At 73.0% G+C, this 24,628-nt stretch carries 23 protein-coding genes; 12 read left to right on the top strand and 11 right to left on the bottom strand.

What is annotated here, in order from left to right:
- Nucleotides 1–2 precede the first annotated feature (2 nt).
- From ACIBF8_RS12320 to ACIBF8_RS12340, 5 genes are all read right to left on the bottom strand, one after another.
- On the bottom strand, nucleotides 3–1,409 hold the full coding sequence (locus ACIBF8_RS12320) for a flavin-containing monooxygenase (protein WP_396782713.1): 1,407 nt from the start codon (nucleotides 1,407–1,409) through the stop codon (nucleotides 3–5).
- A gap of 117 nt (nucleotides 1,410–1,526) precedes the next feature.
- A complete protein-coding gene (locus ACIBF8_RS12325; RefSeq protein WP_396782714.1) occupies nucleotides 1,527–2,219 on the bottom strand; it encodes an endonuclease/exonuclease/phosphatase family protein in 693 nt (230 codons plus the stop codon).
- 11 nt (nucleotides 2,220–2,230) lie between these two features.
- Entirely contained in the window at nucleotides 2,231–3,178 is a 948-nt protein-coding gene (locus ACIBF8_RS12330; RefSeq protein WP_396782716.1) for an ROK family glucokinase, read from the bottom strand.
- A gap of 76 nt (nucleotides 3,179–3,254) precedes the next feature.
- Nucleotides 3,255–3,959: a hypothetical protein gene (locus tag ACIBF8_RS12335; RefSeq protein WP_396782718.1), complete on the bottom strand. Its 705-nt coding sequence runs from the start codon at nucleotides 3,957–3,959 to the stop codon at nucleotides 3,255–3,257.
- Nucleotides 3,960–3,990: 31 nt separating this feature from the next.
- On the bottom strand, nucleotides 3,991–4,446 hold the full coding sequence (locus tag ACIBF8_RS12340; protein ID WP_091407559.1) for an SRPBCC family protein: 456 nt from the start codon (nucleotides 4,444–4,446) through the stop codon (nucleotides 3,991–3,993).
- A 125-nt stretch (nucleotides 4,447–4,571) separates the two neighbouring features.
- Between ACIBF8_RS12340 and ACIBF8_RS12345 the strand changes: the two genes are divergently transcribed.
- The 7 genes from ACIBF8_RS12345 (at nucleotide 4,572) to ACIBF8_RS12375 (ending at nucleotide 13,038) form a co-directional block, all read left to right on the top strand.
- Nucleotides 4,572–6,386 (top strand): AMP-dependent synthetase/ligase, encoded by a 1,815-nt coding sequence (locus ACIBF8_RS12345; RefSeq protein WP_396782719.1) that lies wholly within the window; start codon nucleotides 4,572–4,574, stop codon nucleotides 6,384–6,386.
- A gap of 14 nt (nucleotides 6,387–6,400) precedes the next feature.
- Nucleotides 6,401–8,092, top strand: coding sequence for a GAF domain-containing sensor histidine kinase (locus ACIBF8_RS12350; protein ID WP_396782720.1), 1,692 nt, complete (start codon nucleotides 6,401–6,403; stop codon nucleotides 8,090–8,092).
- Nucleotides 8,093–8,099: 7 nt separating this feature from the next.
- On the top strand, nucleotides 8,100–8,768 hold the full coding sequence (locus ACIBF8_RS12355) for a response regulator transcription factor (RefSeq protein ID WP_030337723.1): 669 nt from the start codon (nucleotides 8,100–8,102) through the stop codon (nucleotides 8,766–8,768).
- A gap of 189 nt (nucleotides 8,769–8,957) precedes the next feature.
- On the top strand, nucleotides 8,958–9,767 hold the full coding sequence (locus ACIBF8_RS12360; protein ID WP_396782722.1) for an SAM-dependent methyltransferase: 810 nt from the start codon (nucleotides 8,958–8,960) through the stop codon (nucleotides 9,765–9,767).
- A gap of 79 nt (nucleotides 9,768–9,846) precedes the next feature.
- Complete coding sequence (locus ACIBF8_RS12365; RefSeq protein WP_396783109.1) at nucleotides 9,847–11,505, top strand: putative bifunctional diguanylate cyclase/phosphodiesterase; 1,659 nt, start codon at nucleotides 9,847–9,849, stop codon at nucleotides 11,503–11,505.
- A 266-nt stretch (nucleotides 11,506–11,771) separates the two neighbouring features.
- On the top strand, nucleotides 11,772–12,356 hold the full coding sequence (locus tag ACIBF8_RS12370; RefSeq protein WP_396782724.1) for a TetR/AcrR family transcriptional regulator: 585 nt from the start codon (nucleotides 11,772–11,774) through the stop codon (nucleotides 12,354–12,356).
- Nucleotides 12,357–12,375: 19 nt separating this feature from the next.
- Nucleotides 12,376–13,038 (top strand): lysophospholipid acyltransferase family protein, encoded by a 663-nt coding sequence (locus ACIBF8_RS12375; RefSeq protein ID WP_396782726.1) that lies wholly within the window; start codon nucleotides 12,376–12,378, stop codon nucleotides 13,036–13,038.
- A 13-nt stretch (nucleotides 13,039–13,051) separates the two neighbouring features.
- Here the strand turns inward: ACIBF8_RS12375 and ACIBF8_RS12380 are convergent, their stop codons facing one another.
- The 5 genes from ACIBF8_RS12380 to ACIBF8_RS12400 form a co-directional block, all read right to left on the bottom strand.
- Nucleotides 13,052–14,176 carry a glycosyltransferase family 4 protein gene (locus tag ACIBF8_RS12380; RefSeq protein ID WP_396782727.1) on the bottom strand — a complete coding sequence of 375 codons (1,125 nt, stop codon included), beginning with the start codon at nucleotides 14,174–14,176 and terminating at the stop codon, nucleotides 13,052–13,054.
- Nucleotides 14,173–15,432, bottom strand: coding sequence for a M48 family metalloprotease (locus tag ACIBF8_RS12385; RefSeq protein WP_396782728.1), 1,260 nt, complete (start codon nucleotides 15,430–15,432; stop codon nucleotides 14,173–14,175). The genes ACIBF8_RS12380 and ACIBF8_RS12385 overlap by 4 nt, the downstream gene beginning before the upstream one ends.
- 102 nt (nucleotides 15,433–15,534) lie before the next feature.
- A complete protein-coding gene (locus ACIBF8_RS12390; RefSeq protein WP_396782730.1) occupies nucleotides 15,535–15,753 on the bottom strand; it encodes a hypothetical protein in 219 nt (72 codons plus the stop codon).
- A 239-nt stretch (nucleotides 15,754–15,992) separates the two neighbouring features.
- A complete protein-coding gene (locus ACIBF8_RS12395) occupies nucleotides 15,993–16,712 on the bottom strand; it encodes a DinB family protein (protein WP_396782731.1) in 720 nt (239 codons plus the stop codon).
- Nucleotides 16,713–16,772: 60 nt separating this feature from the next.
- On the bottom strand, nucleotides 16,773–18,224 hold the full coding sequence (locus ACIBF8_RS12400; protein WP_396782733.1) for an NYN domain-containing protein: 1,452 nt from the start codon (nucleotides 18,222–18,224) through the stop codon (nucleotides 16,773–16,775).
- 127 nt (nucleotides 18,225–18,351) lie between these two features.
- On the opposite strand from ACIBF8_RS12400, the gene ACIBF8_RS12405 reads away from it, so the two are divergent.
- The 5 genes from ACIBF8_RS12405 (at nucleotide 18,352) to ACIBF8_RS12425 (ending at nucleotide 23,856) form a co-directional block, all read left to right on the top strand.
- Complete coding sequence (locus ACIBF8_RS12405; RefSeq protein WP_396782735.1) at nucleotides 18,352–20,106, top strand: DEDD exonuclease domain-containing protein; 1,755 nt, start codon at nucleotides 18,352–18,354, stop codon at nucleotides 20,104–20,106.
- 127 nt (nucleotides 20,107–20,233) lie between these two features.
- Nucleotides 20,234–22,027 (top strand): RelA/SpoT family protein, encoded by a 1,794-nt coding sequence (locus tag ACIBF8_RS12410; RefSeq protein ID WP_396783110.1) that lies wholly within the window; start codon nucleotides 20,234–20,236, stop codon nucleotides 22,025–22,027.
- A gap of 53 nt (nucleotides 22,028–22,080) precedes the next feature.
- Nucleotides 22,081–22,623, top strand: a complete 543-nt coding sequence (locus tag ACIBF8_RS12415) for an NUDIX hydrolase (protein WP_396782737.1) — start codon at nucleotides 22,081–22,083, stop codon at nucleotides 22,621–22,623.
- Nucleotides 22,620–23,489, top strand: a complete 870-nt coding sequence (locus tag ACIBF8_RS12420; RefSeq protein WP_396782738.1) for an NDP-sugar synthase — start codon at nucleotides 22,620–22,622, stop codon at nucleotides 23,487–23,489. The genes ACIBF8_RS12415 and ACIBF8_RS12420 overlap by 4 nt, the downstream gene beginning before the upstream one ends.
- 79 nt (nucleotides 23,490–23,568) lie before the next feature.
- On the top strand, nucleotides 23,569–23,856 hold the full coding sequence (locus tag ACIBF8_RS12425; protein WP_396782740.1) for an Lrp/AsnC family transcriptional regulator: 288 nt from the start codon (nucleotides 23,569–23,571) through the stop codon (nucleotides 23,854–23,856).
- A gap of 61 nt (nucleotides 23,857–23,917) precedes the next feature.
- On the opposite strand, the gene ACIBF8_RS12430 is transcribed toward ACIBF8_RS12425, so the two are convergent.
- On the bottom strand, nucleotides 23,918–24,607 hold the full coding sequence (locus ACIBF8_RS12430) for a DUF4142 domain-containing protein (RefSeq protein WP_396782742.1): 690 nt from the start codon (nucleotides 24,605–24,607) through the stop codon (nucleotides 23,918–23,920).
- Nucleotides 24,608–24,628 lie beyond the last annotated feature (21 nt).

The following is a 24,628-nucleotide window of genomic DNA, read 5'->3' on the forward strand; positions in this document are numbered from 1 at the left end:
GCTCACTTGCCCTCCAACTCGACCAGGGCACGCTGGATGGCGCGCAGGTAGTCGGCGTGCCCGACCTCGAACCAGTGCCGACTGCTGTCCTTGACCGGCCCGGAGTACCGCTCCCCGGCGCGGTCCCGCACCCGCTGCGCGAACGCCGCGGCCCGCTCCGGTCGGTCCCGGCGGGCCCGCAGCAGTCGGGCGAAGAGCACCGTCTGCCAGTGCGACAGGGTGAACAGCCCGGAGTCCGGCTGGAGCAGGCCGGCGACGGCCAGCGTCGGGTGCCCGGGGGTGAACGCGTTGAGCCAGAGCGTGGGCCGGCCCGCGCCCGCGCTGTCGCCGAACACCGACGCGTCGAGGAACTCGAAGCGCGGCAGGTAGCCGGTGGCGAAGACGACCACCTCGGGGTCGATTTCGCGGCCGTCGGTCAGCTGCACGGCGTACGGGTGGAACCGGGCGATGTCCGGCACCGGGCCGATCCCGCCGTGGCCCACGTAGTAGACGAGCTGGCTGTTCGCGATCGGGTGCGTCTCGAACACCCGGTGGTCGGGCTTGGGCAGGCCGAAGCGGGTCAGGTCGCCGACGGTCAGCCGCAACGTCCAGTGGTAGAGCCACTGGCGTACCCGCAGCGGCACCCGCAACGCCAGCAGGGTGTCGTTGACCTGGTCGGCGGGACGGCCGAGCACGTACTTCGGCGCGTACCAGTAGCCACGGCGGGTGGAGTGCCAGCAACGCGACGCCTGCTGGGCGGCCTCGACCGCGATGTCGCAGCCGGTGTTGCCGGCGCCGACGACCAGCACCCGCTTGCCGCGCAGCTGCGCCGGGTCCTTGTAGGACGAGGCGTGCATGATTTCGCCGCGGAATTGTTCGAGACCCTCGTAACGGGGCAGCTTCGGCGACCAGTTGTGGCCGTTGGCGATCACCACGGCGGCGTACCGGGAGGTGCGTTCCGGGCCGTACCCGCCGGTGGAGCGGGTGGTCACGTCCCACCGCTCCCCCTCGGCGGGCTCGACCCGGATCACCTCGGTGCCGAACCAGATGTGTGAGCGCAGGTCGAAGTGGTCGGCGTACCGCTCGAAGTACGACAACAGTTGACCGTGGTGTGGGTAGTCCGGCCAGGAGTCCGGCATCGGGAAGTCGGGGAACTGGGTGAACGGCTTCGACGAGATCAGGTGGGTGCTGGCGTACACCGGGCTGCGGTCGTGCCGCCAGTTCCAGGCGCCGCCGACGCCCGTCTCCCGCTCGTAGCAGTCCACGCCGAACCCGTGCTCGCGCAGGTTCTTGATGGCCGTCAGGCCGCTGGCCCCGGCCCCGATGACGCAGACCGTGTCGCCCCGGTCGGAGACCGGGCGGCCGTCGCTGTTCGCCGCGGGCGAGGTCGCCTCCGGGTCGGGCCGGCCGTGGTCGGTGGAGGTGGACACCGGGGACATCTCCTTTTGGTACGGCAGGCGTGCCGGTCGCCGCGAAATCCTCTCCACAACGGAGCCGGATGTCCAGTCCTGCGGCGGACACGTCGACGGTCGGGCCGGGGTCGGGGGTCAGCCGTCGGTGGGCAGCAGCAGGTCGACCAGGACCGGGAAGTGGTCGCTGGCCCGGCGGGTCTGCGGGGTGTCCACCACGTCGTAGTCGACCACGGTGATCCGCGGGTCGACGAAGAGCGCGTCGATGCGGCGGCGTGGGTCGGCGCAGGGGTAGGTGAGTCGGTCGGCCCGGTCGGCCGCCACCGCGGCGTCGGTCAACCCGCGCGACACGGTGGCCCAGGCGGGCCCGTCCGGACCCTCGTTGAGGTCCGCCCCGGCCAGCACCGGGCTGGTCGCCGCGTCCAGGCCACGCTTGAACTCGGCGGCCTGGGAGGGCCGCTCGGCCGGGTCGGTGGACAGGTGCGAACCGGCGAGGGTGAACCGGGCGTCGCCGACCCGGCAGTCGGCGTACGCGGCACCGCGCAGGTGCCGGCCGGGGGTCAGCGGGAAGCGCTGGCAGCGGGTGCCCCGGACCTGGACCCGCAGGCTGGTCAAGAGCAGGTTGCCCAGCGCGGGCAGCCCGCCGGCGGCCACCACCAGACCGAACGACTCGGCCAACGTGGCGGACTTCTGCCGCCACCGGAACCGGCGCGGCCCCTCCTGCACGATCACCACGTCCGGCGTCGCGGCCCGGACCACCGCCGCCAGCGCGGCGGTGTCGTCACGCTGGCTGTGGATGTTGTACGACACCACCCGCAGCGGCACGCCCATCCCGGACCGTCTCAGATCCGGCGGGCCAGGTCGGCGGCGCCGATCACCCCGGCGCTGTTGCCCAGCTCCGCGGGGAGCACCTCGGCCACCGGCAGGCGACCACGCTGGGCGAGCGCGTCGCGGTACGAGCGGCGGGTCGGGCCGAGCAGCAGGTCACCGGCGTCGATCACACCACCGCCGACCACCAGGGTCTGCGGATCGAGGATCTGCGCCATGTCGGCGAGGCTGGTGCCCAGCCACCGGCCGATCTGGGCGAACGCCTCGGCGGAGACCGGGTCGCCGCCCTGCGCGGCGGCGGTCACCATCGGGCCGGTGATCGCCTCGGCCTCACCACCGGCCAGGTCCAGCAGGGCGGTGGCCCGGTTGGGCTCCTGCCGGGCGCCGGCGCGGGCGAACCGGACCAGGGCGCTGCCGCTGGCGTACTGCTCGATGCAGCCCAACCGGCCGCAGCCGCACTGGTGTCCGTCCGGCACGGCCAGCATGTGGCCCAGCTCGGCGGCGATGCCGTGCGCCCCGCGCATCAACTCGCCGCCCAGGACGATGCCGCCGCCCACGCCGGTACCGATGGTGAACATGATCATCGAGTCGTCGGCGTCCCGGGCCGCACCGTAGCGGAACTCGGCCCAGGCGGCGACGTTTCCGTCGTTCTCCACGATCACCGGGAGGCCGACGGCCTCGCCGACGTACTCGCGCAGCGGTTCGTCCCGCCAGGCCAGGTTGGGGGCGAACAGCACGGTCGAACGGCTGGCGTCGATCCAACCGGCCGCGCCGATGCCGACGGCCTCGATGGTCCGCCCGGCAGCCAGCTCACCGACCAGCTCGATGATGACGTCGCGGGTCTTGGCGACGTCATCGGCGGGAGTGTCCCGTCGGGCCTGCACGAGGACCGTGCCGGTGTCGTCCACGACACCGCCGGCCACCTTCGTGCCACCGACGTCGACTCCGATGGTCAGCGTCACCGCTGCCGCCCCCCTCTGCTGTGCTGTCCGGCCCGCGTGCCGGCCCAGTGCCGGTCCGGGTCGGAATGTCCCGCGCTCAGGCGCCGTCGCCCGATGCTTCCGCGCCGGTGTCGTCGGACACCCGCGAGGCGGGCACCACGGGACGGGTGGTCGGTGCCGGTACGGTCGCCGGCCCGGCGTCGTCGACGGGTGGTACGGCGGCCGGGGCGAGTGGGTCCGCCGTCCGGGTGGCGACCGACCAGACATCCCGCTCCGGCGCCGGCTGAGAATCATGCCCGCTGCGGGTGGCATCGCGCCACACGTGGTCGTCGCCGGTCGGGCTGGACGGGGTGCTCCGGGCTGGCTTCGGGGGCATGTCGTCGGTGCTCACGTCGGGTGCCGGCGCTGGACCGGCGGTCGGCTCGGAGGCCGGGTCGGATGGGCTCGTCGCGGGCGGTTCCGGCGGGGAGAACGCGCGGAGCAGGCTGGCGACGCCCGCGGCGAGGTCTCCGGCGCCGGTGGCGAGACGTTCGGCGAATTCCGGACTCGGGTCCCGCAACGCGGCGATGCCCCGACAGACCGGGCAGACGCAACATTCGGCCGAACCGGTGGCGAAAGCACCGCCCGCGCCGGGGCGCCCGTCCGGGCCGGCGCTGTGACCGAGGACACCGGACAGCATCCCGCCCAACGAGCCGAACGCGCCACCCGCCGACCCGGCGGAAGCCAGTCGCGCCCCCGCGAGCAGGGTGGCGACCAGCCGCTCCGCCTCTTCCCGGGCCGAACCCGGATCCGTTCCGCCCACCGTCGGCTCCTCTACCGTGCCACCGGACCCGTCACTGCGCCGCACCGGTTGCTTCTACCCGACGCTTGAGCTGCTTCAACGCGGTGTCCATGATCATCTTCTCGGCTTTGCGCCGAAACATCCCGAGCATGCCGACCGACAGGTCGACCTCCAGCGTGTACGTCACCGTGGTGCTGCCGTCCGGATTACCCACCAGGTCGTACGACCCGCGCTGGGCCTTCTGCATCTTCGACGGGGCGACCAGGTGCCACTCGATCCGGGACAGGTCCTCGGCGTACTCGTAGGCGAGCACGTACTCGTCGGCCATCACCCCGGCGTCGATGGTGAAATGCACCTGACTGGCGTATCCGTCCTCGTACTCCTCGACGACCTCGGCGCGACGCACCGCGTCGGTCCACTCCGGGTAGCGCGCGAAGTCGCAGATGACCGCCGTCACCCGATCCGGTGCGGCGCCGATGATGATCGACTGAGTGGAGGAGTCCGCCATGGGGGGAGGCTACCCGGCGAGTACCTCCTGCCTGTCCCACCCCGACCGCCCGCCGGGTAGGTTTCGACACAGCCGACGCCCACGGTGGCGGCCGGCCCGGCCAGTGCGAGCACGAAGGAGTGCAGGTGCGCGAGTTCTCCGTCCCGCCGATCGTCACCGTTGGCGACGCGGCCAACCTCACGGATCCGGTCTGGGACAACGCCGAGGTCGCGCCCGACACCGTCCAGTTCGCCCGTCCCGTCCCCGGCGCCGACGGCACCGTCACCGCCTGGACCGACGTGACCTGCCTCCAGTTCCGCGACGAGGTGGCCGCCGTGGCCCGCGGGCTGATCGCCGCCGGCATCGAGCCGGGGGTCCGGGTCGGGCTGATGAGCCGCACCCGCTACGAGTGGACGCTGCTGGACTACGCCATCTTGGCCGTCGGCGCGGTGACCGTGCCGATCTACGAGACGTCCAGCGCCGAGCAGGCCGCGTGGATCCTCGAGGACTCCAACGCGGTCGCCGTGGTGGTGGAGACCGAGGCGCACGCCGCCCTGATCGCCGGTGTCCGGCACCGGCTGCCCGAGCTGGGTCAGGTCTGGCAGATCGACCTCGGCGGGGTCGACGAGCTGGTCACCACCGGCGCCACGGTCGAGCTGGCCGAGGTCGAGCGGCGGCGCAAGGCCATCCGCGCCGGCGACCTGGCCACGATCATCTACACCAGCGGCACCACCGGCCGGCCCAAGGGCTGCGTCCTCACCCACCGCAACATGTACGCCGACATCGCCAACGCGGTGCCGGTGCTGCCGAACCTGTTCAACGCCGGCGCGAGCACCCTGCTCTTCCTCCCGCTGGCGCACGCCTTCGCCCGGCTCATCCAGATCGGCGTCGTGCAGGCGCGGGCCACCATGGCGCACTGCGCCGACACCAAGAACCTGGTCGCCGAGCTGCAGGCGTTCCGGCCGACCTTCGTGCTCTCCGTACCCCGGGTGTTCGAGAAGGTCTACAACGCGGCCAAGCAGAAGGCCGAGGCGGACGGCAAGGGTGGCATCTTCGCCCGCGCCGAGCAGGTCGCCATCGCGTACAGCGAGGCGCTGGAGACCCCGGGCGGCCCGGGTCTGGCGCTGCGCGCCCAGCACGTGGTCTTCGACCGGCTGGTCTACCGCAAGCTGCGCGCCGCGCTCGGCGGACGGTGCCGGGACGCGATCTCCGGCGGTGCGCCGCTCGGCGCCCGGCTCGGTCACTTCTTCCGGGGTATCGGCGTGACGGTTCTGGAGGGCTACGGCCTCACCGAGACCTCCCCCGCCGCCGCGGCGAACCTGCCCACCGGCACCCGGATCGGCAGCGTGGGCCGCCCGCTGCCGGGCGTGACCGTGCGGATCGAGGACGACGGCGAGATCCTGATCTCCGGCGAGCTGGTCTTCCAGGGTTACTGGCGCAACGAGACCGCGACCGCCGAGACGATCAGCGCCGACGGCTGGTTGCGCACCGGCGACCTGGGCCAGCTCGACTCCGACGGCTACCTGAGCATCACCGGCCGCAAGAAGGAGCTGATCGTCACCGCCGGCGGCAAGAACGTCGCCCCGGCGGTGCTGGAGGACCTGGTCCGGGCGCACCCGTTGATCAGCCAGTGTGTCGTGGTCGGTGACGCCAAGCCGTTCATCGCGGCGCTGGTCACCGTCGACGAGGAGGCGCTGCCGACCTGGCTGGAGAACGTCGGCATGCCCCCCGACACCTCGGTCGAGCAGCTGCGCGAGCACGAGGGCCTGCGCAACGAGATCCAGACCGCCGTCGACACCGCGAACCAGGCGGTGTCGAAGGCCGAAGCGATCAAGGTGTTCCGGGTCCTGCCCCGCGACTTCGCCGAAGCCACCGGCGAACTGACCCCGTCGCTCAAGGTCAAGCGCCAGGTTGTGCACAAGACGTACGCGGCAGAGATCGCCGATATCTACCGAGGCTGACTACCATCCGTCACGTGCCCGCATCCACAGCCACCGCACCGCACCCGCATCCCCTCGCCGCGGCCGCCCGCCTGGTGATGCTGGCGCTGATCGCCATCCTGACCCTGTTCGCCACCCGCGACGTCACCCAGCTGTGGTGGATCGCGCTGCTGGCGGTGGCCGGGCTGCCATCGCTGCTGGCGCCGCAGCACCGGCTGATCGGCCCACTGAGCCGGGTGGCCGAGGTGGTGGTGCTGGGGTTGGCCGCGAGTCACGTCGCTGCGGTCGCGTCCATCGGTGGCACGGTCGACGGTCTGGGCGCCTCGGCGGTGCTGCCCTACCTGGCCGTCCCGGTGACCGTCACCGCGTTGCGTCGCCGGTTCTCCGAGGGCGCCGCCCTGCTCGCGGTCACCGCCGCCACCCTGCTGGTCAGCGGCGCGCTGACCCAGGTCGGCGCAGGGCCGCAGCTCGGCCAGCCGGGTTACCTCGCGGTCTGCGCGCAGTGGCTGATCCTGGCGGCGCTGGGGCTCTACGCCGCCGGCACCCTGCACCGGGTGTTGGCGGTCCGCGGTGAGGGCAAACCCCAGCCGTACGCCGAGGCCACCCGACTGCTGACCCAGCTGCGGACGGTGGCCCGGCAGCTGCCCGGAGCGACCCTGGACCCGGGCGGCATCTCCGAGCACCTGCTGGAGGAGCTGCGCACGGTGGCCCGCGCGGACCGGGGGGCGGTCCTGTCGGCCAGCGGCGGCGGCCGGCTCGTGGTGCTCGCCCAGGCCGGCGTCGACCGGGTGGACTGGGAGACGACGCTGGACGCCGACTCGGCGATCGCCGACGCCTGGGCCAGCCAGCAGGCCACCACGGCCGCCCGGTCGCAGTCCCGCTCGCACCGTGGCGGCGACGTGTCGGCGCTGATCGTGCCGCTGGTCGCCGGGGTGCGCACGGTGGGGTTGGTGGTGCTGGAGGCGGACGCCGCGCACGCGTACCCGCCGCCGGTGGTGTCCCGGGTGACCGCGCTGACCCGTCCGGCCGCGCTGCGGCTGGAGGCGGCGCTGCTCTTCGACGAGGTGCGCTCGCTGGCCACCAACGAGGAGCGGCAGCGGCTGGCCCGGGAGATCCACGACGGGGTGGCGCAGGAGCTGGTGATGGTCGGCTACGGCATCGACAACGCCATGGCCACCGTCTTCGACGACGCCGACGAGACCGCCGAGGCCCTGCGTACGCTCCGCGGCGAGGTGACCCGGGTGATCCAGGAGCTGCGGCTGAGCCTCTTCGAGCTGCGCAGCGAGGTGGACCGGCAGGGTGGGTTGGCCGCGGCGATCGCCGAGTACGCGCGCACCGTCGGCGCGTCCGGCGGGCTGCGGGTGCACCTCTCGCTGGACGAGTCCACCGCCCGACTGCCGGCCGCCACCGAGGCCGAGTTGCTGCGCATCGCGCAGGAGGCGGTGACCAACGCGCGCAAGCACGCCGGGGCGTCGAATTTGTGGGTCACCTGTGAGGTCGACCCCCCGTACGCGCAAATAGAAGTGTCGGATGACGGTCAGGGGATGGCTGACCAGCGCCCCGACGGGCGGTACGGTCTTGCGATCATGGCCGAGAGGGCGGAACGTATCCGGGGCCGGTTGGAGATCAGGCCGCGGCAACCCAGCGGCACGACCGTGGCGGTGGTTCTCGGTACCTCGGCCCGGCGCGATAACGTGCGCGGTAGCGCAGCACCAGAAGGGGAGTAACCCGAGGATGACCACAAGTCCGATACCGGCCACCCGCACCAAGGTCCTCCTTGTCGACGATCATGACCTGATTCGCAAGGGCCTGCGGCACGCCTTCGAGCGCGACCGCCAGTTCGAGGTCGTCGGTGAGGCGGCCACGGCGGCGGAGGGCGTACGCCAGGCCGGCGCCTTGCAGCCGGACGTGGTGATCATGGATCTGCGGCTGCCCGACGGCAGTGGCCTGGAGGCCACCCGCGCGCTGCGCAAGTCCAGCGCGTCGATGGGCATCGTGGTGCTGACCATGTATGCCGGCGACGACCAGCTCTTCGGCGCCCTGGAGGCCGGCGCGAGCGCCTTCGTGCCAAAGACCGCCCCAGCCGACGAGGTGGTGGCCGCCGCACGGCACGCCGCCTCCTCCCCCAGCGCGTTCACGGCCGCCGACCTCGCCGAGGCGATGAAGCGCCGGCTCGCCCCGTCCGGCCCGCAGCTGTCTCCCCGGGAGGGGCAGGTGCTGCGGCTGCTCGCCGACGGGATGAGCGTGGCCGGCATCGCCAAGCAGCTGTTCGTCAGCGAGTCCACGGCGAAGACGCACATCTCCAAGCTCTACGAGAAGCTCGGCGCGGCCAACCGGGCCCAGGCCCTGATGACCGCGCTCCGGCTCGGCCTGCTCGAGGCACCGGACGCGCCGAAGTTCTGACCCACCGCCCGTTCGTCGAGCGGCACGACACGGCCGGCGGTCCGCGCCAGCTTCTCCCCGGCGCGGACCGTCGCGCATCGACCGACGTCGGCGGCGAACCTTCGGCGCGCTATGGTCTGGCGTGCGTGGCGGGTGCACAATACCCGCGCGGGCGACGACGCTCGCGTCGCGGACTCGAGGGGTGAACGCATGCAGCGGCCGGACTGGGCACCCGACACCATCGACATCGAGCGCCCGAGCGTCGCCCGGATGTACGACTACTACCTCGGTGGTTCACACAACTTCGCCGCCGACCGGGCCGCGGCACAGGCGATGGTCGCGGCGGTGCCCGAGGCGCCGCTGATGGCCCAGGCCAATCGGGCGTTCCTTCGCCGGGCCGTGCACCACCTCGCCGAGGCCGGGATCCGGCAGTTCCTGGACATCGGTTCCGGTATCCCGACCGTCGGTAACGTGCACGAGATCGCCCAGCGGCTCGACCCGCAGTCGCGGGTGGTCTATGTGGACGTGGATCCGGTTGCGGTGGCGCACAGCCGCGAGATCCTCGCCGGCAACGAGCGGGCCGCGGTGGTGCAGGAGGACCTGCGGAACCCGGAGGCGATCCTGGCCCATCCGGACGTGCGCAAGCTGCTCGACCTGAGCCAGCCGGTGGCGGTGATGGTCGTGGCCGTTCTGCACTTCGTCTCCGACGACGACCGGCCGGCGGAGCTGCTGCGGACGCTGCGCGAGGCGTTGGTCCCCGGCAGCTATCTGGTGCTGTCGCAGGCCAGCGACGACGGGCGCAGCGAGGACGAGCGCCTCGTGGCGGAGCAGGTCTACCGGCGCACCGACAACCCGCTGTGGGTGCGCAGCCGGGACGAGCTGACCGCGCTCTTCGACGGGTTCGAGCTGCTCGACCCCGGCGTGGTCTGGGTGCCCCAGTGGCGACCGGACACTCCGGAGAGTGCCGAGAACGCCGAGCAAGCGGTCTTCATGGGCGGCGTCGGGCGCCTCGGTGACTGAGTCGCCCGGGGTGACCTCCCACCCGGGCACGTTCGCCCGGGCCTGGGCGAAGGCGGTTTCCGGCACCAGTTATCTGCCGATGACCCAGGCCCAGTTGGAGACCCTGCTGGACCGGCTCACCGGGCAGTTGGCCGGCGCGTTGCTCACCGACCCGTTCGATCTGCGGGCCGGGCATCGGGTCGGTGCCGAGCTGGTCGCCGCGCACATCGCCTCCGCCGAGGGGCTGGGCCGTACCGTCGAGGTCATCCAGCTGCGGTTGGTGCGCGACCTGGGGTTGGTGGCCGAGGACGTCGAGGACCGGATGGCCCGCCTGCTGGCAGCCGTGGCGACCGGCTACGCCCGTGCGCTGCGCGACCGGACGCTCGACGAGCAGGAGTCGATCCGCCGGGCCGCGATGCAGGCCCGCACCCAGGCCGAGCGGGCGCTACGGGCCAGCGAGGCCCGGTTTCGGCATCAGGCCACCCACGACCCGCTGACCGGCCTGCCCAACCGGACGCTGTTCACCGAGCGGCTCACCGCCGCGCTCAACGAGCCGGGCCGGGGGGCGCAACGGGTCGGGGTGTGCTTCCTGGACCTGGACCGCTTCAAGGTCGTCAACGACACCCTGGGGCACCAGATCGGTGACCTGCTGCTGGCCACCGTGGCCGAGCGGCTGTGCAAGGCCATGGGTGAGCACCTGGTGGCCCGCCTCGGCGGCGACGAGTTCGTCATCCTGGTGGAGCGCACCGGCGGCACCGAGGACATGGTGGCGGTGGCCGAGACCGCGCTCGCCGCGGTCCGGACACCGGCGCTGGTCGACGGGCACGAACTGCAGATCTCGGCGAGCATCGGCATCGTCGAGCGGCAGGTGGCCGGGGCCAATCCCACCGACCTGATGCGGGCCGCCGACAGCACCCTGCACTGGGCGAAGTCCGCCGGTGGGGCGCGCTGGGCGCTCTACGACGCCGAGCGCAACCAACGTGAGCTGGCCCGGTACGCGCTCTCCGCGGCCATTCCGGCGGCGTTGGAGCGGGGCGAGTTCTACCTCGACTACCAGCCACTGACCTCACTGCGCGACGGCAGCCTGGTCGGCGTGGAGGCACTGGTTCGTTGGCGGCACCCGGAGTTGGGGGTGCTGCGTCCGGACAGCTTCATCGGGTTGGCCGAGGAGACCGGCCTGATCGTCCAGCTGGGCGGGTGGGTGCTGGCCGAGGCGTGCCGCGAGGCCGAGGCATGGTCGGCCGGGGGCGCCGCCGCGCCGTTCGTCAGCGTCAACCTCGCGGTGCGGCAGGTGCACCGGCCCGGGTTGGTACAGGAGGTCCGCGCGCTGCTGCGGCAGACCGGGCTGCCGCCGGAGCGGCTGCAACTGGAGATCACCGAGAGCACGATGATGAGCACCGCCGAGGAGCCGGTGCGCGCCCTCCGGGTCCTGGCCGACCTCGGGGTCCGCATCGCCATCGACGACTTCGGCACCGGCTACAGCAACCTGGCGTACCTGCGGGACCTGCCGGTGACCGAACTGAAGGTGGCCGGTGAGTTCGTGGCCGGTCTGCGATCGCCCTCGGTCGCCCGCACCGACGAGCGGATCCTCGCCTCGCTGGTCTCGCTGGCGCACGCGCTCGACCTGACGGTCACCGCCGAGGGAGTGGAGACCGCCGGGCAGGCCGAGCGGTTGCGGGCGATCGGCTGCGACGCCGCACAGGGTTGGCACTTCGGCCGCCCGGCTCCCGCCGACCGCATCCTGGCCCGCATCCGCTGAGCCTCCCCGAGGCAAGCATGATCCACTCGTCTTTCCTGAAGCCGGGGTGTCCTGGTGCCAGGGATACCCCGGCTTCCTGAAACCCGAGTGGATCACACCGGCCAGCGATCCCGGGTCACGCGGGCTGTCCCGATTTGGGGGGTCGGCCCGCCCGCCCCTGGCCCGGGTGACCGACCACTATCTGCGCCCGCCACCCCGCCCGGCTCGCCGGGAGAGATCCCACACCAGAGATAGACACTGTCTACGCCACCTGGTAGACAGCGTCTATGAACGCCGACGAGCAGGGACTGCGGGCACGGCTGGTGGCCGTCGGGGTGGACCTAGTGCTGCGCGAGGGCCAGTCGGCGGTGTCGCTGCGGGAGATCGCCCGCCGTGCCGGGGTCTCGCACGGCGCGCCGCGCCGCTACTTCCCCACCCACGTCGACCTGCTCTCCGCCATCGCCCGGGAGGGCTTCGCCGACCTCACCGCCCGGGTCGAGCAGACGATGCGCGACGTCGGCCCGGACCCGCGTACCCGATTGACCGCGCTGGCCCGGACGTACCTGGACTTCGCGGCGGCCCACCGCGGCATGTTCGAGCTGATGTTCCGCCACGACCTGCTGGGCAGTGGCCGGCTGCGGCTGCGCGAGACGAGCCTGCCGCTGTTCGGTGTCCTGGCCGACCTGGTGGCGCAGGTACGCCGGCCGACCGACGCGCCGGCGGCGGTGCTCGCCGGCGCGCTCTGGGCCAACCTGCACGGCATCGCCCAGCTCTGGGCCTGGGGCAGCCTGCCGCTGGCAACCGGCGCCACGGAGGACGACGCCCTGCTGCGTGCCGCGCTCGATGCCCATCTCGGCCCGTCCCCCGTCTGAATCCGAACCCGGAGAACACGTGCCCCTGCTGTACGACCTCACCAAGCTGACCGTCGGCACCACGCTGCGGCTGGGCTGGCGGCCCCGGGTGGAAGGGCTGGAGCATCTGCCCCGACACGGCGGTGCGATCCTCGCCGGCAACCACCTGTCCGTCGCCGACGAGTTGTTCCTCGTCACCGCGACGCCCCGACACGTCACCTTCTGGGCGAAGGTCGAGTACTTCAACGGCCGTGGTCCGGGTGGCTGGCTCAACCGACGCATCGTCGCCGGCATGGGTGCCATCCCGGTCGACCGCGCCGACGGCCGGGCCGCCCTACGCGCCCTCGACGCCGCCATCCCGGTGCTGCGGGCCGGCGGCCTCGTCGCCGTCTACCCGGAGGGCACCCGCTCTCCGGACGGGCGGCTCTACCGGGGTCGCGTCGGAATGACCCGACTGGCCCGCGACGCCGAGGTGCCGATCATCCCGGTCGGCGTGACCGGCACCGCCGAAGTGCTGCCGGTCGACGCGCGGCTGCCCCGCCGACACCCCGTCACCCTGCGGTTCGGCCCACCGATCCCGGTCGCCGGACGAATCGACGGGCCGCGCGACATCCGGACGATCACCGACGAGGTGATGGCGGCGATCCAACAGCTCAGCGGCCAGGAGTACGTGCCGCGCTACGCGCCGGCCCGGGAGGGCTGATCACGGGCGGCGATCAGCCGGCGAGCAGTGCCGCCATCCGTTCCGCCTGCGCCTCCCAGCGCCACTCCCGTTCCACCCACGCCCGACCGGCCGCGCCCAGTTGGCGGGCCAGGTCCCGGTCGGCGAGCAGCCGGGCGACCCGGTCGGCGAGCTGGGCGACGTCCCGACCGCGTACGACGTAGCCGGTCTCCCCCTCGCGGACCGCGTCCGGTGCGCCCCCGGAGTCACCGGCCACCACCGGCAGGCCGGCCGCTGATGCCTCCAGGTAGACGATGCCCAACCCCTCCACGTCCAGGCCACGGTTGCGGGTGCGGCACGGCATCGCGTAGACGTCGCCGGCGGCGTAGTGGGCCGGTAGCTCGACCGACGGCACCGTGCCGGTGAACACCACGTCCCGTTCCACGCCGGTCTGACGGGCCAGCTTCTCCAGGGTCGCCCGGTACGGCCCGCCGCCGACGATCAGCAGCGCGGCGTCCGGCACCCGGCGGCGGATCTCCGGCAGTGCCCGGATCAGCGTGTCCTGGCCCTTGCGCGGCACCAGCCGGGACACACACACCACCACCGGCCGATCGGTCAACCCGAGCCGGGCCCGAACCTGTTCACCGTCCACGGTCGGGTGGTAGGTGTCCACGTCGACCCCGGGCGCGAGGCGGCGCAGCTCGGTCACCCCGTCCAGCACGCGCGCCAACCGGCTGCGGGTGTACTCACCGAGATAGGTGGTCACGTCCACGCCCCGACCGATGCGCCGCAACGCCGGCCGGGCGGCCGGCACCGCCGCCCAACCGACCTCGTGACCGTGGGTCTGCGCCACCACCCGGCGGATGCCGGCCCGCCGCCGCAGGCCGCCGGCGAGCAGCCCCAACGGGGCCGCCGCGCCGAACCACACCGTGTCGCAGTCGTACGCGCGAGCCAGCCGCGCCGCCCTGCGGGCGATCAGCGGGGTGGGCAACAACACCCGGGTGCGCTCCCGGATCACCTCGTACGGCTGGTCGGCGTCGAACTTCGCGGCCCCGCGCCAGCTCGACGCGTAGACGACCACCGAGCCGGCCGGTTGGCGGACAGCGAGGTTGTGCACAAAGGACTGGATCCCACCCGGACGAGGCGGAAAGTCGTTGGTGATCAGCAGAGTGCGGCTCATCGGCCGGCCTCCCGGGCGTACGCTCGGGCGGCGGCCATCCGCTCCACGGTGGACGGATGTGAGGCCGAATAGAGGTATTCCCAGCGGGGCGGGTCGGGATCGCCGAGGTTGACCGAGCCGAGCCGGCGCTGCATCGACTCGAAGGACTCCGGGTCGTTGGTGAGCGCGAGAGCATGCGCGTCGGCCCGCGCCTCCACCCGTCGGGACATCAGCGCCTGCACCGGGGCGGCGACCAGGCCGGCCACCGTGACCAGGGCGACGAGCAGCGGAAACGCGCGCGGTTGGGCCACCGAGTCGACACCGGCCAGCCGCAGCAGCGGCCCCCACGAGCCGAGCAGGTAGAGCGCCACCACGGCCGCCGCGGCACCCAGCGCCCCGGTCAGCGTGCCGACCGCCACGTCGGAGTCCTTCGCGTGCCCCAACTCGTGCGCCACCACGGCGGTCACCTCGGCCGGGGTCGCCTCGTGCAACAGCGTGTCGTAGACCACGACTCGTCGGGTCGGCCCGAGACCGGAGACGTACGCGTTGACCGCCCTGGTGCGGCGGGAGGCGTCGGCGACCAGCACGTCACGCACCGGCACCCCGTCGCGGGCGGCCATGCTCATCAGCTCGGTGCGCAGCGGGCCCTGCTCCATCGGGGTGAACCGGTTGAACACCGGCTCCACCAGCACCGGCAGCACGAACGACAGCAGCACCACCAGCACCGCGGCGCCGGCCGCGCCGAACGCCCACCACCAGCGCGGCGCGAGCCGGATGACCGCGTAGAAGCCGAACAGCGCCACCGCGCCGATCACCGCGCTGACGGCGTACGACTTGAGCAGGTCGACCGCCCAGCCGCTCCAGCCGTTGGTGCTCAACCCGTAGCGGGTGAGCACACTCTGCCGCCAGGCGGCGAACGGGAGCGTCACCAGGTCGGCGACGAGCACCACCGCCAGCCCGCCGAGCACTGCCTGCGCGGCCCAGTGCCCACCGAACGGCCGGCCCACCAGCTCGACCAGGCGACTGCCCAGCGGGGTCAACCCGAGCGCGAGGGCGACCAGCAGCCCAACGGCGAGCGCGGCGTAGCCGCCGGGGCGCAGCGCGGCGCGGAACTCCCGACCCTTGGCCACCTGCTCGGCGGGCAGGTCGCGCAGCGCGGCGAGCTGGTCGGCCCGAGGTGCCGGCGGGCGGTGCCACGGGATGAGTAGCGCGGCCAGCACGACCAGCGCGATGGTCAGCCCGGCCAGGGCCAGCAGCGCCCAGCCGCGCGGGGTCACCGCGTCACCGCCTGTCGTGCCCCGCCCATCGCCCCGCTCCTCCCGCCGTGACCGCCCATCCTATGGCCCGCGAAAAGCCCGCTGCCGGGCACGGTGTCGCGCTCAGGCGACCCGGCGGTTGGCCCGGCGGCGAGCCGCCTCCGGTCGCGCGGGCGCGGCCAGCACGTCCACCTCGAAGCCGGCCCGGGCCAGCACCTCGATGGCCTCGACCTCGGCGGCGACCAGCCCGGCCGCCGGGGACGTCTCGTCGAACAGGGCGGTCAGCGGGCAGCCGGAGCAGCCGTCGGCCCGCTTCGCGCACCGGTCGCAGTCGATGAGCATCACGCCTCCTGGTCGGCTCGCGGTGCCCGGCCGACGCCCAGTCGTCGCCGACCGAGCACCGTCGGTCACATCGACGCTAACCACCGGGTACGACAGAAATCCCGTCCGTCCGACCGTTTCGGGGCTAGATCCACTCCAGATCAGCGAAATCGGGCCATCCTGACCGCCCGGACACCGCGACTTCGCCCAACCCGTGTCGGTCGGCCGGCGGTCGGGCGAGACTGCGCCGTCCCGCCGTCTCAGCCCTGCGCGTCGAGGTCACGCAGCGCGAAGCGGAGGTGCTGCCACTCCTCGCCCAAGATCACGTGAACGCAGTGCAGGACGGACACGATGTGCTCGGGCCACCAGGCACTCGGCCGGGACTCGGCGAGCAACTCCGGCGTGGCGGTCGCCAGGAAGTCGCGCACCATGGCCTGCCGCTCGGCGCGCACCTGGAGGACCGCGTCGAAGGTCGGCTGCTCCGTGGCGAAGACCGACATGTCGAAGCCGTCGGTCTCGTATTCGACATGTGCCTGACCGAGTGGGTGGAACGGCTGCGGCCGGCGCAGGATCGCCTTGCCCAACCACGCGTCCGCGGCGAACGCGAGATGGCGCAGGGTCTGCGCGAACGACCACTCCCCGTCGATCGAGACGTCGACCGCGCCCTCGGGCATGGACAGGGCCCGGTCGACCCCCGCCGCCCAGGCCCGTTCGAGCGCCGCCCACGCCGCCCGGAGGTCGGCGGGGTCGTTGGCCTGCCGGAGCTCGCGGCCGGGGAACCGCCGGTTGAGCTCGGCCTCGACGAGTGGCACCACATCGACCCCGTTGACCAGCAGCGCGGACTCGGCCAGCCACGGCGCGTCGATGTCCAGGCCACTCACGTCGACGCCGCGCATCACCGCGCCGGCCAGGGTCGATCTGGTGAACCGGGCACCCCGCAGGTCTCTGTCGACGAAGACCATGGCGTTGTCCTGGGTCATGGCAACTTCCTCCCGTCGACGACAGCGGCAACGCTAGCCCTCGGGTACGACAGGGAAGGGTCAGGAGCGGGCGAGCCTCCGCAGCAGCGAGTCCGCTCCCAACGGGTACGCCCCGTGCCGGCGTACCCCGTCGGCGACCTCGCGGTCCGACGAGACCACGACCACCGGCCGGCCCGCCGGCTCGGCGCGGACCAGCCGCCGGATCAGCTCGTCGGCGGTCTCGCCCTTGCGGGAGAAGAGCACCCGCACGCCGCGCGGCGCGGGCGGCAGCCCGTGCATCCGCTCGGCGCCGTCGAAGACCACGGTGACCTCGTCGCCGGTCTGCGCGGCGATCCCGCCCAGCCCGGTGATCAGGCGTTTGCGCTGCTGCTCCAGGGACATCTCACCGAAGCCGCGCTTGGTGACGTTGTAACCGTCCACCACGAGGTGCGCCCGGGGCAGGGCGAGCAGCTGGTCGAGTCGGGCCGGGTCGTCGGTGTCGCGGGCCCGGGTGGCGGGGCTGGCCGGGGCGGTGCCCGGCTGCTCGGCGTACGCGTCGGCGACGAAGTCGGCGGGGAGCTTGTCGACCGGGTCGAGCGCCAACTCCCGGCGCAACCCGACGGCGGCCTGGCCGATGGTCTCCAGCAGCAGCCACAGCCGGGCGTCGTCGACCGAACGCGCCTCCTTGGCGCTGGCCCGGGCCACCCCGGCGGCGGCCTCGGCCTCGGCCAGTCGGGCTCGGGCGCGGCGCAGTTCGGCGTCCACGTCGGCGCTGGCGCGGGCGGCCCGGCCGCGCTCGGTGGCCAGCAGCTCGGTGGCCTTCCGCTCGCGGGCCTGGGTCTCCCGCAGCGTGCGGGCCACCTGCCGGGACTCCTCGCGCAGCTGGCCCAACTCCTCGCGGACACGGGCCAGCTCGTCGCGAAGCTTGTCGGCCTCGACCCGGGCCACCGCGCGGTCGTGCTCGGCGCGGGTGGCCCGCTGCTCGGCCTCGCGGACCAACTCGGCGACGACGGCGCTGTCCGCCTCGGCGCGCACGGCCGCGCCGCTGGCGTCGATCAGCTCCCGCCAGCCACGGGGGCGGGCCAGGTAGGCCAGCGCGGCCACCTCGACCGGGTCGGCGGCGGCCGGAGCCGTGCCCTCGACCACGGCCGCACCGAGATCACCGGCGTCGGCCAGGACCCGTGCGGTGACCCGCTGTCGAAACAGCGGATCGGCGGCGAGCTGGGCGGCGATGGCCGGCGCACCGAGCCGGGCCCGCCGGTTGGGGGCGAACTTGGCCACCCGGCGCAACGGCACCGGCACCTCGTCGGCGGGAAGGGTGGGCAGCACCGCCGCGGTCAGTGTCACGATCCGCTGCCGGACCGGCTCGGGCAGGGTCGGCTCCGGCTCGACACCGGGGCCGTCGCCCGTCGTCGGGTCGGATGCGCCAGATGTGTCACTGACTACGTTGTCGTCCGGGTTGCCCAGGGCACCGTCGAGCGCGACCTGATCCTCCTGCGGGAGGTGGTCGTCGTACGGCTCGGTGAGGGGCATGTGGCAAGTCTCCCACCGCGACCGGGCCCACCGCCCGGTGAGTGAGCCGATCTCTCATCCTAGCCCCATGGTGACGGGTGGGGCGGCTGCGACGGGAGTGTCGGACCGGGGCGCTAGCGTGCCGCCGATGGCACAGGCGGAGTACGTCCAGGAGTCACTGGCCGGTCTCGACCCGGCGGTGGGCGGGGTGGACCCGGCGCTGCCGCTCTACGCCACCACCTTCGTGGTGGTCGACCTGGAGACCACCGGCGGCGCGCCGGACGGCGGCGGCATCACCGAGATCGGCGCGGTCAAGGTGCGCGGCGGCGAGCAGTTGGGCGTGCTGGCGACCCTGGTCAACCCGGGGCAGCCGATTCCGCCCTTCATCACCGTGCTGACCGGCATCACCCAGGCCATGCTGGTGCCGGCGCCACCGATCGAGCAGGTGCTGCCGAGCTTCCTGGAGTTCATCGACGACGCGGTGCTGGTGGCCCACAACGCCCCGTACGACGTGGGCTTCCTCAAGGCCGCCTGCGCGAAACACGGCTACCGCTGGCCCAACCCCCGGGTGCTGGACACGGCGGCGCTCGCCCGCCGGGTGCTGACCCGTGACGAGGTGCCCAACCGCAAGCTCGGCACCCTGGCCGCCTACTTCCGCACCGCGACCCAGCCCACGCACCGGGCCCTGGACGACGCGAAGGCCACCGTCGACGTGCTGCACGGGCTGATCGGTCGGCTCGGCGGGCACCGGGTGGACACCGTCGGCGACGCCATCGAGTTCGCCCGCGCGGTCACCCCGACCCAACGCCGCAAACGGCACCTGGCCGAGGGGCTGCCCAAGGTTCCCGGGGTCTACATCTTCCGGGCCGCCGACGACCGACCGCTCTACGTGGGCACCTCCGTCGACATCGCCACCCGGGTGCGCAGCTACTTCACCGCGGGCGAGAAGCGGGCCCGGATCTCCGAGATGCTGGGCGCGGCCGAGCGGGTCGAGGCGGTGGAGTGCGCCCACTCGTTGGAGGCGGAGGTCCGCGAGCTGCGGTTGATCGCCGCGCACGCCCCGCCGTACAACCGGCGGAGCAAATATCCGGAACGGATGGTCTGGCTCAAGCTGACCGACGGCCCGTACCCTCGCCTGTCGATCGTCCGCGACCTCTCCCCCACCGACACCGCGTACCTCGGGCCGTTCACCTCCCGGCGGGCCGCCGAGCTGGCCGCCGCCGGTTTCCACGACGCGGTGCCGCTGCGCCAGTGCACGCACCGGCTCTCGCTGCGCACCGTCACGCCGGCCTGCGCGCTGGCCGAGCTGGGTCGCTGCCCGGCACCCTGCGAGCACAAGATCACCCCTGAGGAGTACGACCACAGCGCCGCCGCGCCCTTCCGCACCGCCACGGCCAGCGACCCCCAGCCGGTGGTGGACGCGCTGCTCGCCCGGATCGACGTGCTCGCCCGCGACCAGCGCTACGAGGAGGCCGCCGTGGTGCGGTCCCGGCTGGCGGCCGTGCTGCGGGCCACCCTGCGGATGCAGCGGCTGGCCGCGCTGACCGGGATCGTCGAGCTGGCCGCGGCCCGGCCGGCCGCCCGGGGCGGCTGGGAGTTGGCGCTGGTCCGGCACGGCCGGCTGGCCGGCGCGGGGGTGTCCCCGCCGGGCGCGCACCCGCGGCCCACGTTGACCACGATCCGGGCCACCGCGGAGACGGTGTCGGGCGGGCACGGCCCGGTGCCGGCGGCGACCGCCGAGGAGTCCGAGCGAATCCTGTCCTGGTTGGAGCGACCGGAGACCCGACTCGTCGAGATGTCCTCCGGTTGGTCCTCTCCGGCGACTGGCGCGGGCCGGTTCCGTGACCTGCTGGCGAAGGCCGAGAACGGCGCGTCCCACCAACTCTCGACCGAACGCTCATGACCAACTGACCGATCGGACTACGTCGACTCGCTTAGGCTGTTAGAGAAGTGCAGTCCTGCCCGTTTCGTGGGCCTGCTCCCGCCGCCGGGTCCCGGCGGTGTGGAGCCGGGGTGAGGAGGTGTCCCTCGTGGACGTCGACGCCGGACACGGCGCCGCCCTGGGGGGCGCCCTGCCGACACAGCCGGGTGAGCTGCCGCTCGCCCGCCGGCTGCGGTCGCTGCTCAGCTGGCCGACCACCGACTCCGACCCGGTCACCCAGCTGGTCCGCACCCACCGGGGCATCCACGCCGGCACCGACCCCGCGGTGCTGCGCCGTGCCTACACGATCGCGGAAAACATGCACCGCGGGCAGTTCCGCAAGAGCGGGGAACCGTACATCACCCACCCTCTCGCGGTGGCGCAGATCTGCGCCGAGCTGGGCATGGACACCACCACCCTGGTCGCGGCGCTGCTGCACGACACCGTGGAGGACACCCGCTACACCCTCCAGGCGCTCTCCGAGGACTTCGGCGGCGAGGTGGCCCACCTGGTCGACGGGGTGACCAAGTTCGACAAGGCGTTCTACGGCAAGGCCGCCGAGGCGGAGACGATCCGCAAGATGATCGTCGCGGCCGCCAAGGACGTCCGGGTGCTGATCATCAAGCTCGCCGACCGGCTGCACAACATGCGCACGCTCGGGGTGCGCTCGGCGTCGTCGCGGGAACGCATCGCCCGCAAGACCCAGGAGGTGCTGGTCCCGCTCTGCGACCGGCTGGGCATCCAGACCCTCAAGCGCGAGCTGGACGACGTGGTGCTGCTGCACCTCGAGCCCGACGAGCACGCCCGGCTGGCCCGGCACGTGCACGACCGGCCGGGCTGGGACAGCTACCTCGACTCGGTGGTCACCCGGGCCCGGGTGGCGCTGCGCCGCAGCCGGGTCGACGCCGAGGTGAGCCCCCGGCCACGCCACCTCTACTCGATCTGGAAGGACACCATCGCCGGCGGTCACACCGCCCCGTACGACCTGCCCCGGATCGTGGTGGTGGTCGACGGCCCGGCGACCGACTGCTACGCCGCCCTGGGCGCGATCCACGGCACCTGGCGACCGGTGCCCGGCCGTTTCAAGGACTTCATCGCCTCACCGAAGAACAACCTCTACCGTTCGCTGCACACCAGCGTCTGCGGCCCGCAGGACCGCACCGTGGAGGTGCTGATCCGCACCGAGGAGATGCACCGCTCGGCCGAGTACGGCATCGCCGCCGACTTCCGGTTCCCCCGCTCGGGCAGCAGCAGTGCGGCGGCCCGGGCCGAGCAGTTGGACTGGCTGCGCCGGGTGCTGGACTGGGAGCCGGACGCCGCCGACCCGGCACAGTTCTACGAGTCGCTGCGCTGCGACCTCGCCGAGGGGCAGATCCAGGTCTTCTCCGACGGGCGGCAGGTCGTGCTGCCGGCCGGCGCGACGCCGGTCGACCTCGCCTACGAGCTGGGCAACGACCGGGGCGACCACTGCCTCGCCGCACGGATCAACGGTCGGTTAGCCCCGCTCAGTTCCGAGCTGGACGAGGGCGACGTGGTGGAGATCTTCACCGAGAACGACGGCGACAACGGCTTCGAGGCCGGTGTGGCGCCGCGCGGTCCCCGCCGGGAATGGCTGAGCTTCGTCAAGTCGCCGCACGCGCAGATGCAGATCAACCGGTGGTTCGCCGAGCACACCGAGCCGGGCATCACGATCAGTGACAAGGTCCGCCTCGGTCGGGCCACCATCGGGCTCGCCCTGCGCCAGCACAACCGGGGCCTGGCCAGTGACCTGCCGCTGCTGCGCCTCTCCGAGGAGTTGGGCTACCCCGACCTGGAGACCCTGCTGGTCGCGGTCTTCGACCGGGTGATCGAACCGGACACCGTGGTCCGCCAGCTCATCGACCTGGTCGACCATCGACAGTGACCCGGCGGGCCCCAGCGCGTCCGAAGGACATTCGTGACCACTAGCCTGGAGTCATGATCCCCCGCTCCCGCGCCACCGGTCGGGCCGTCTTCTACCAGGCCTTCTATCGGCTGCCGCTGCCGGTGCGTCGGCGCCTGGTGCGGCTGGCCGTGCCCAAGTACATCGTCGGCGCGGTCACCCTGGTCCGGGACGCCGAGGCGACGGGCGCGGGTCGGTTGCTGATGCTGCGCCAGCCACCCGGCAAGGGCTGGTCACTCCCCGCCGGTCTGCTCAACCGGGGCGAGGCCCCGGTGGTCGGCGCGGCCCGCGAGCTGTTCGAGGAGTCCGGCGTCCGGCTCCCCCCGTCCCGGCTGCGCCCGGCGGTGCCGAACGCGATCGTGCACGCCAAGGGCTGGGTGGACATGGTCTTCGAGACCGAGGTCCCGGCGTCGAGCACCGAGCTGACCGTCGACGGTGGGGAGGTCTTCGAGGCCGCCTGGCATCCCCTGGACGACCTGCCCAAGCTGACCTGGCCGACGGCCCGGCTGCTCGCCTACTACGACATCGGGCCGTTGGCCGGGCAGTTCCCGCCACCGGTGCCCGACGAGATGCCATGACCGGCGCGGTCGGGGTGCCGGCGGAGCTGTGCGCGGTGGTGCTCGCCGCCGGCGAGGGCACCCGGCTGCGTCCGCTCACGGAACGGGTGCCCAAGGCACTCTGCCCGGTGGGCAACGTGCCCCTGCTGGAACGGGCGTTGACGCGGTTGGCCGGCCTGGGCCTGACCGGTCCCGACCGGGTCGCGGTGAACGCTTGTTACCTCGGCGACCAGGTGGTGGCGTACGTCGGCGACCGCGCGCACCTGTCCGTGGAGCCGGGTGACCCGCTGGGCACCGCGGGCGGGGTGGCCAATCTGCGGGACTGGATCGACGGGCGGCCGGTGCTGGTCGGCAACGCCGACGCGTACCTCGCCGACCCGGCCGCTCCCCCGGGCCCGGACGTGGCCGCCCTGCTCGACGGCTGGGACGGGCACACCGTACGCCTGCTCGGTCAGCCCGCCGCGGACCCGGCGGCTCCGGGCACCTTTGCCGGGCACTGCTTCACCGGCTTCTCACTGTTGCCCTGGCGGCTGGTCCGCGACCTGCCGGTGGTCTTCTCGGACCTGGTCCGGGCGGTGTGGCGGCCGGCCGAGGCGGCGGGCGCCCTGGAAGTGGTGCCCTATCCGGGCACCTTCTTCGACACCGGCACCCCGGCCGACTACCTGGCGGCCAACCTGCACGCCGCGGCCGGCGGCACTCTCGTCGACCCGACCGCGATCGTGACCGGCCGGTGCGTGGAGTCGGTGGTCGGCGCGGGCGCGCGGGTGGACGGGGAGGTGTGCCGCGCGGTGGTGTGGCCGCGTGCGGCGGTGCACCACGGCGAGCGGCTGCGCGACGCGATCCGGGCCGGGAGCGATCTGACCGTGCCCGGCGCCGCCCAGGGCTGAGCCCCGACGGCTCCCGCCTCCGGCCCCGCGCTGGAACATCTAGCATGGGCGACGACGCCGACGAACGGAGAAATGCCCCGTGATCACCGCGATCGTGCTGATCGACTGCGCCACCGATGCGATCCCCGAGGTGGCGGAAACCCTGGCCAACCTTCCCGGTGTCAGCGAGGTCTACTCGGTGGCCGGGCACGTCGACCTCATCGCCATCGTCCGGGTCCGCGAGTTCGACCAGATCGCCCAGGTCATCGCGGGCAGCATCTCCAAGGTGCCGGGCGTGCTCAACACCGAATCGCACATCGCGTTCCGGGCGTACTCCCAGCACGACCTGGAAGAGGCGTTCGCGATCGGCCTGGCCAACGCCGACTGACCCCGGTACGCAGGGCGGCCGGTCCACCGCGCGGGTGGACCGGCCGTCTGCTGCGGCTACGTCAGCTCTCGCTGGGAGCCGGCACCTCGGTGGTGCCGCCGCCCGGAGCCGGCGACTCGGTGCCGGTGCCCGGAGCCGGCGACTCAGTGCCGGTGCCGCCCGGAGCCGGCGACTCAGTGCCGGTGCCGCCCGGGCTGGGCGTACCGCTGGGGCTGGTCTGCGGAACCGGGATGCCCAACTGGTTGGCGAGCTGTACCAGCTCGTCGTAGTGCGCCTGCAGCGTCGGAAGCGCCGTCTGGGCCAACTGGACCACCGACGGCTCGGAGCCCTGCGAGATCTCCGTCTGGGTGGCCTGGATGGCCTGGACGTGACCGGCCAGCTCACTGGTCACCCAGAGCCGGTCGAACTCCGCACCGCTGGCGTTGTTCAGCTGGTCGATGACCGCCTGCTGATCGGCGCTGGGCTCGTTCGGCAGTTCCACACCGAGCTGGGACGCGGTCTGCTGCACCGTCTGGTCCAGCTGGGTGTGGTCGGTCTTCAGCATCGCGCCCAGGTCCTTGACCCCCTGGTCCTGACCCTTCTGCTGGGCCAGGTCACCAGCGGTGATCTCGAACAGGTTGACCTGGTGTACCGCCTGCAGGTACTGGGTGTCCTGCGTCGACGGCTGTGCCGCGGCCTGCGCGGCCGCGGCCGGCGCGACACCGACCAGTACCAGCGCGGCCAACAGGCCGAGGCGTTTGATACCCAACATGCTTCCCCCCCTTGAGACGTT

It is taken from the genome of Micromonospora sp. NPDC050276 (genome assembly GCF_044459545.1).
In the GTDB taxonomy this organism is placed as follows: Bacteria; Actinomycetota; Actinomycetes; order Mycobacteriales; family Micromonosporaceae; genus Micromonospora.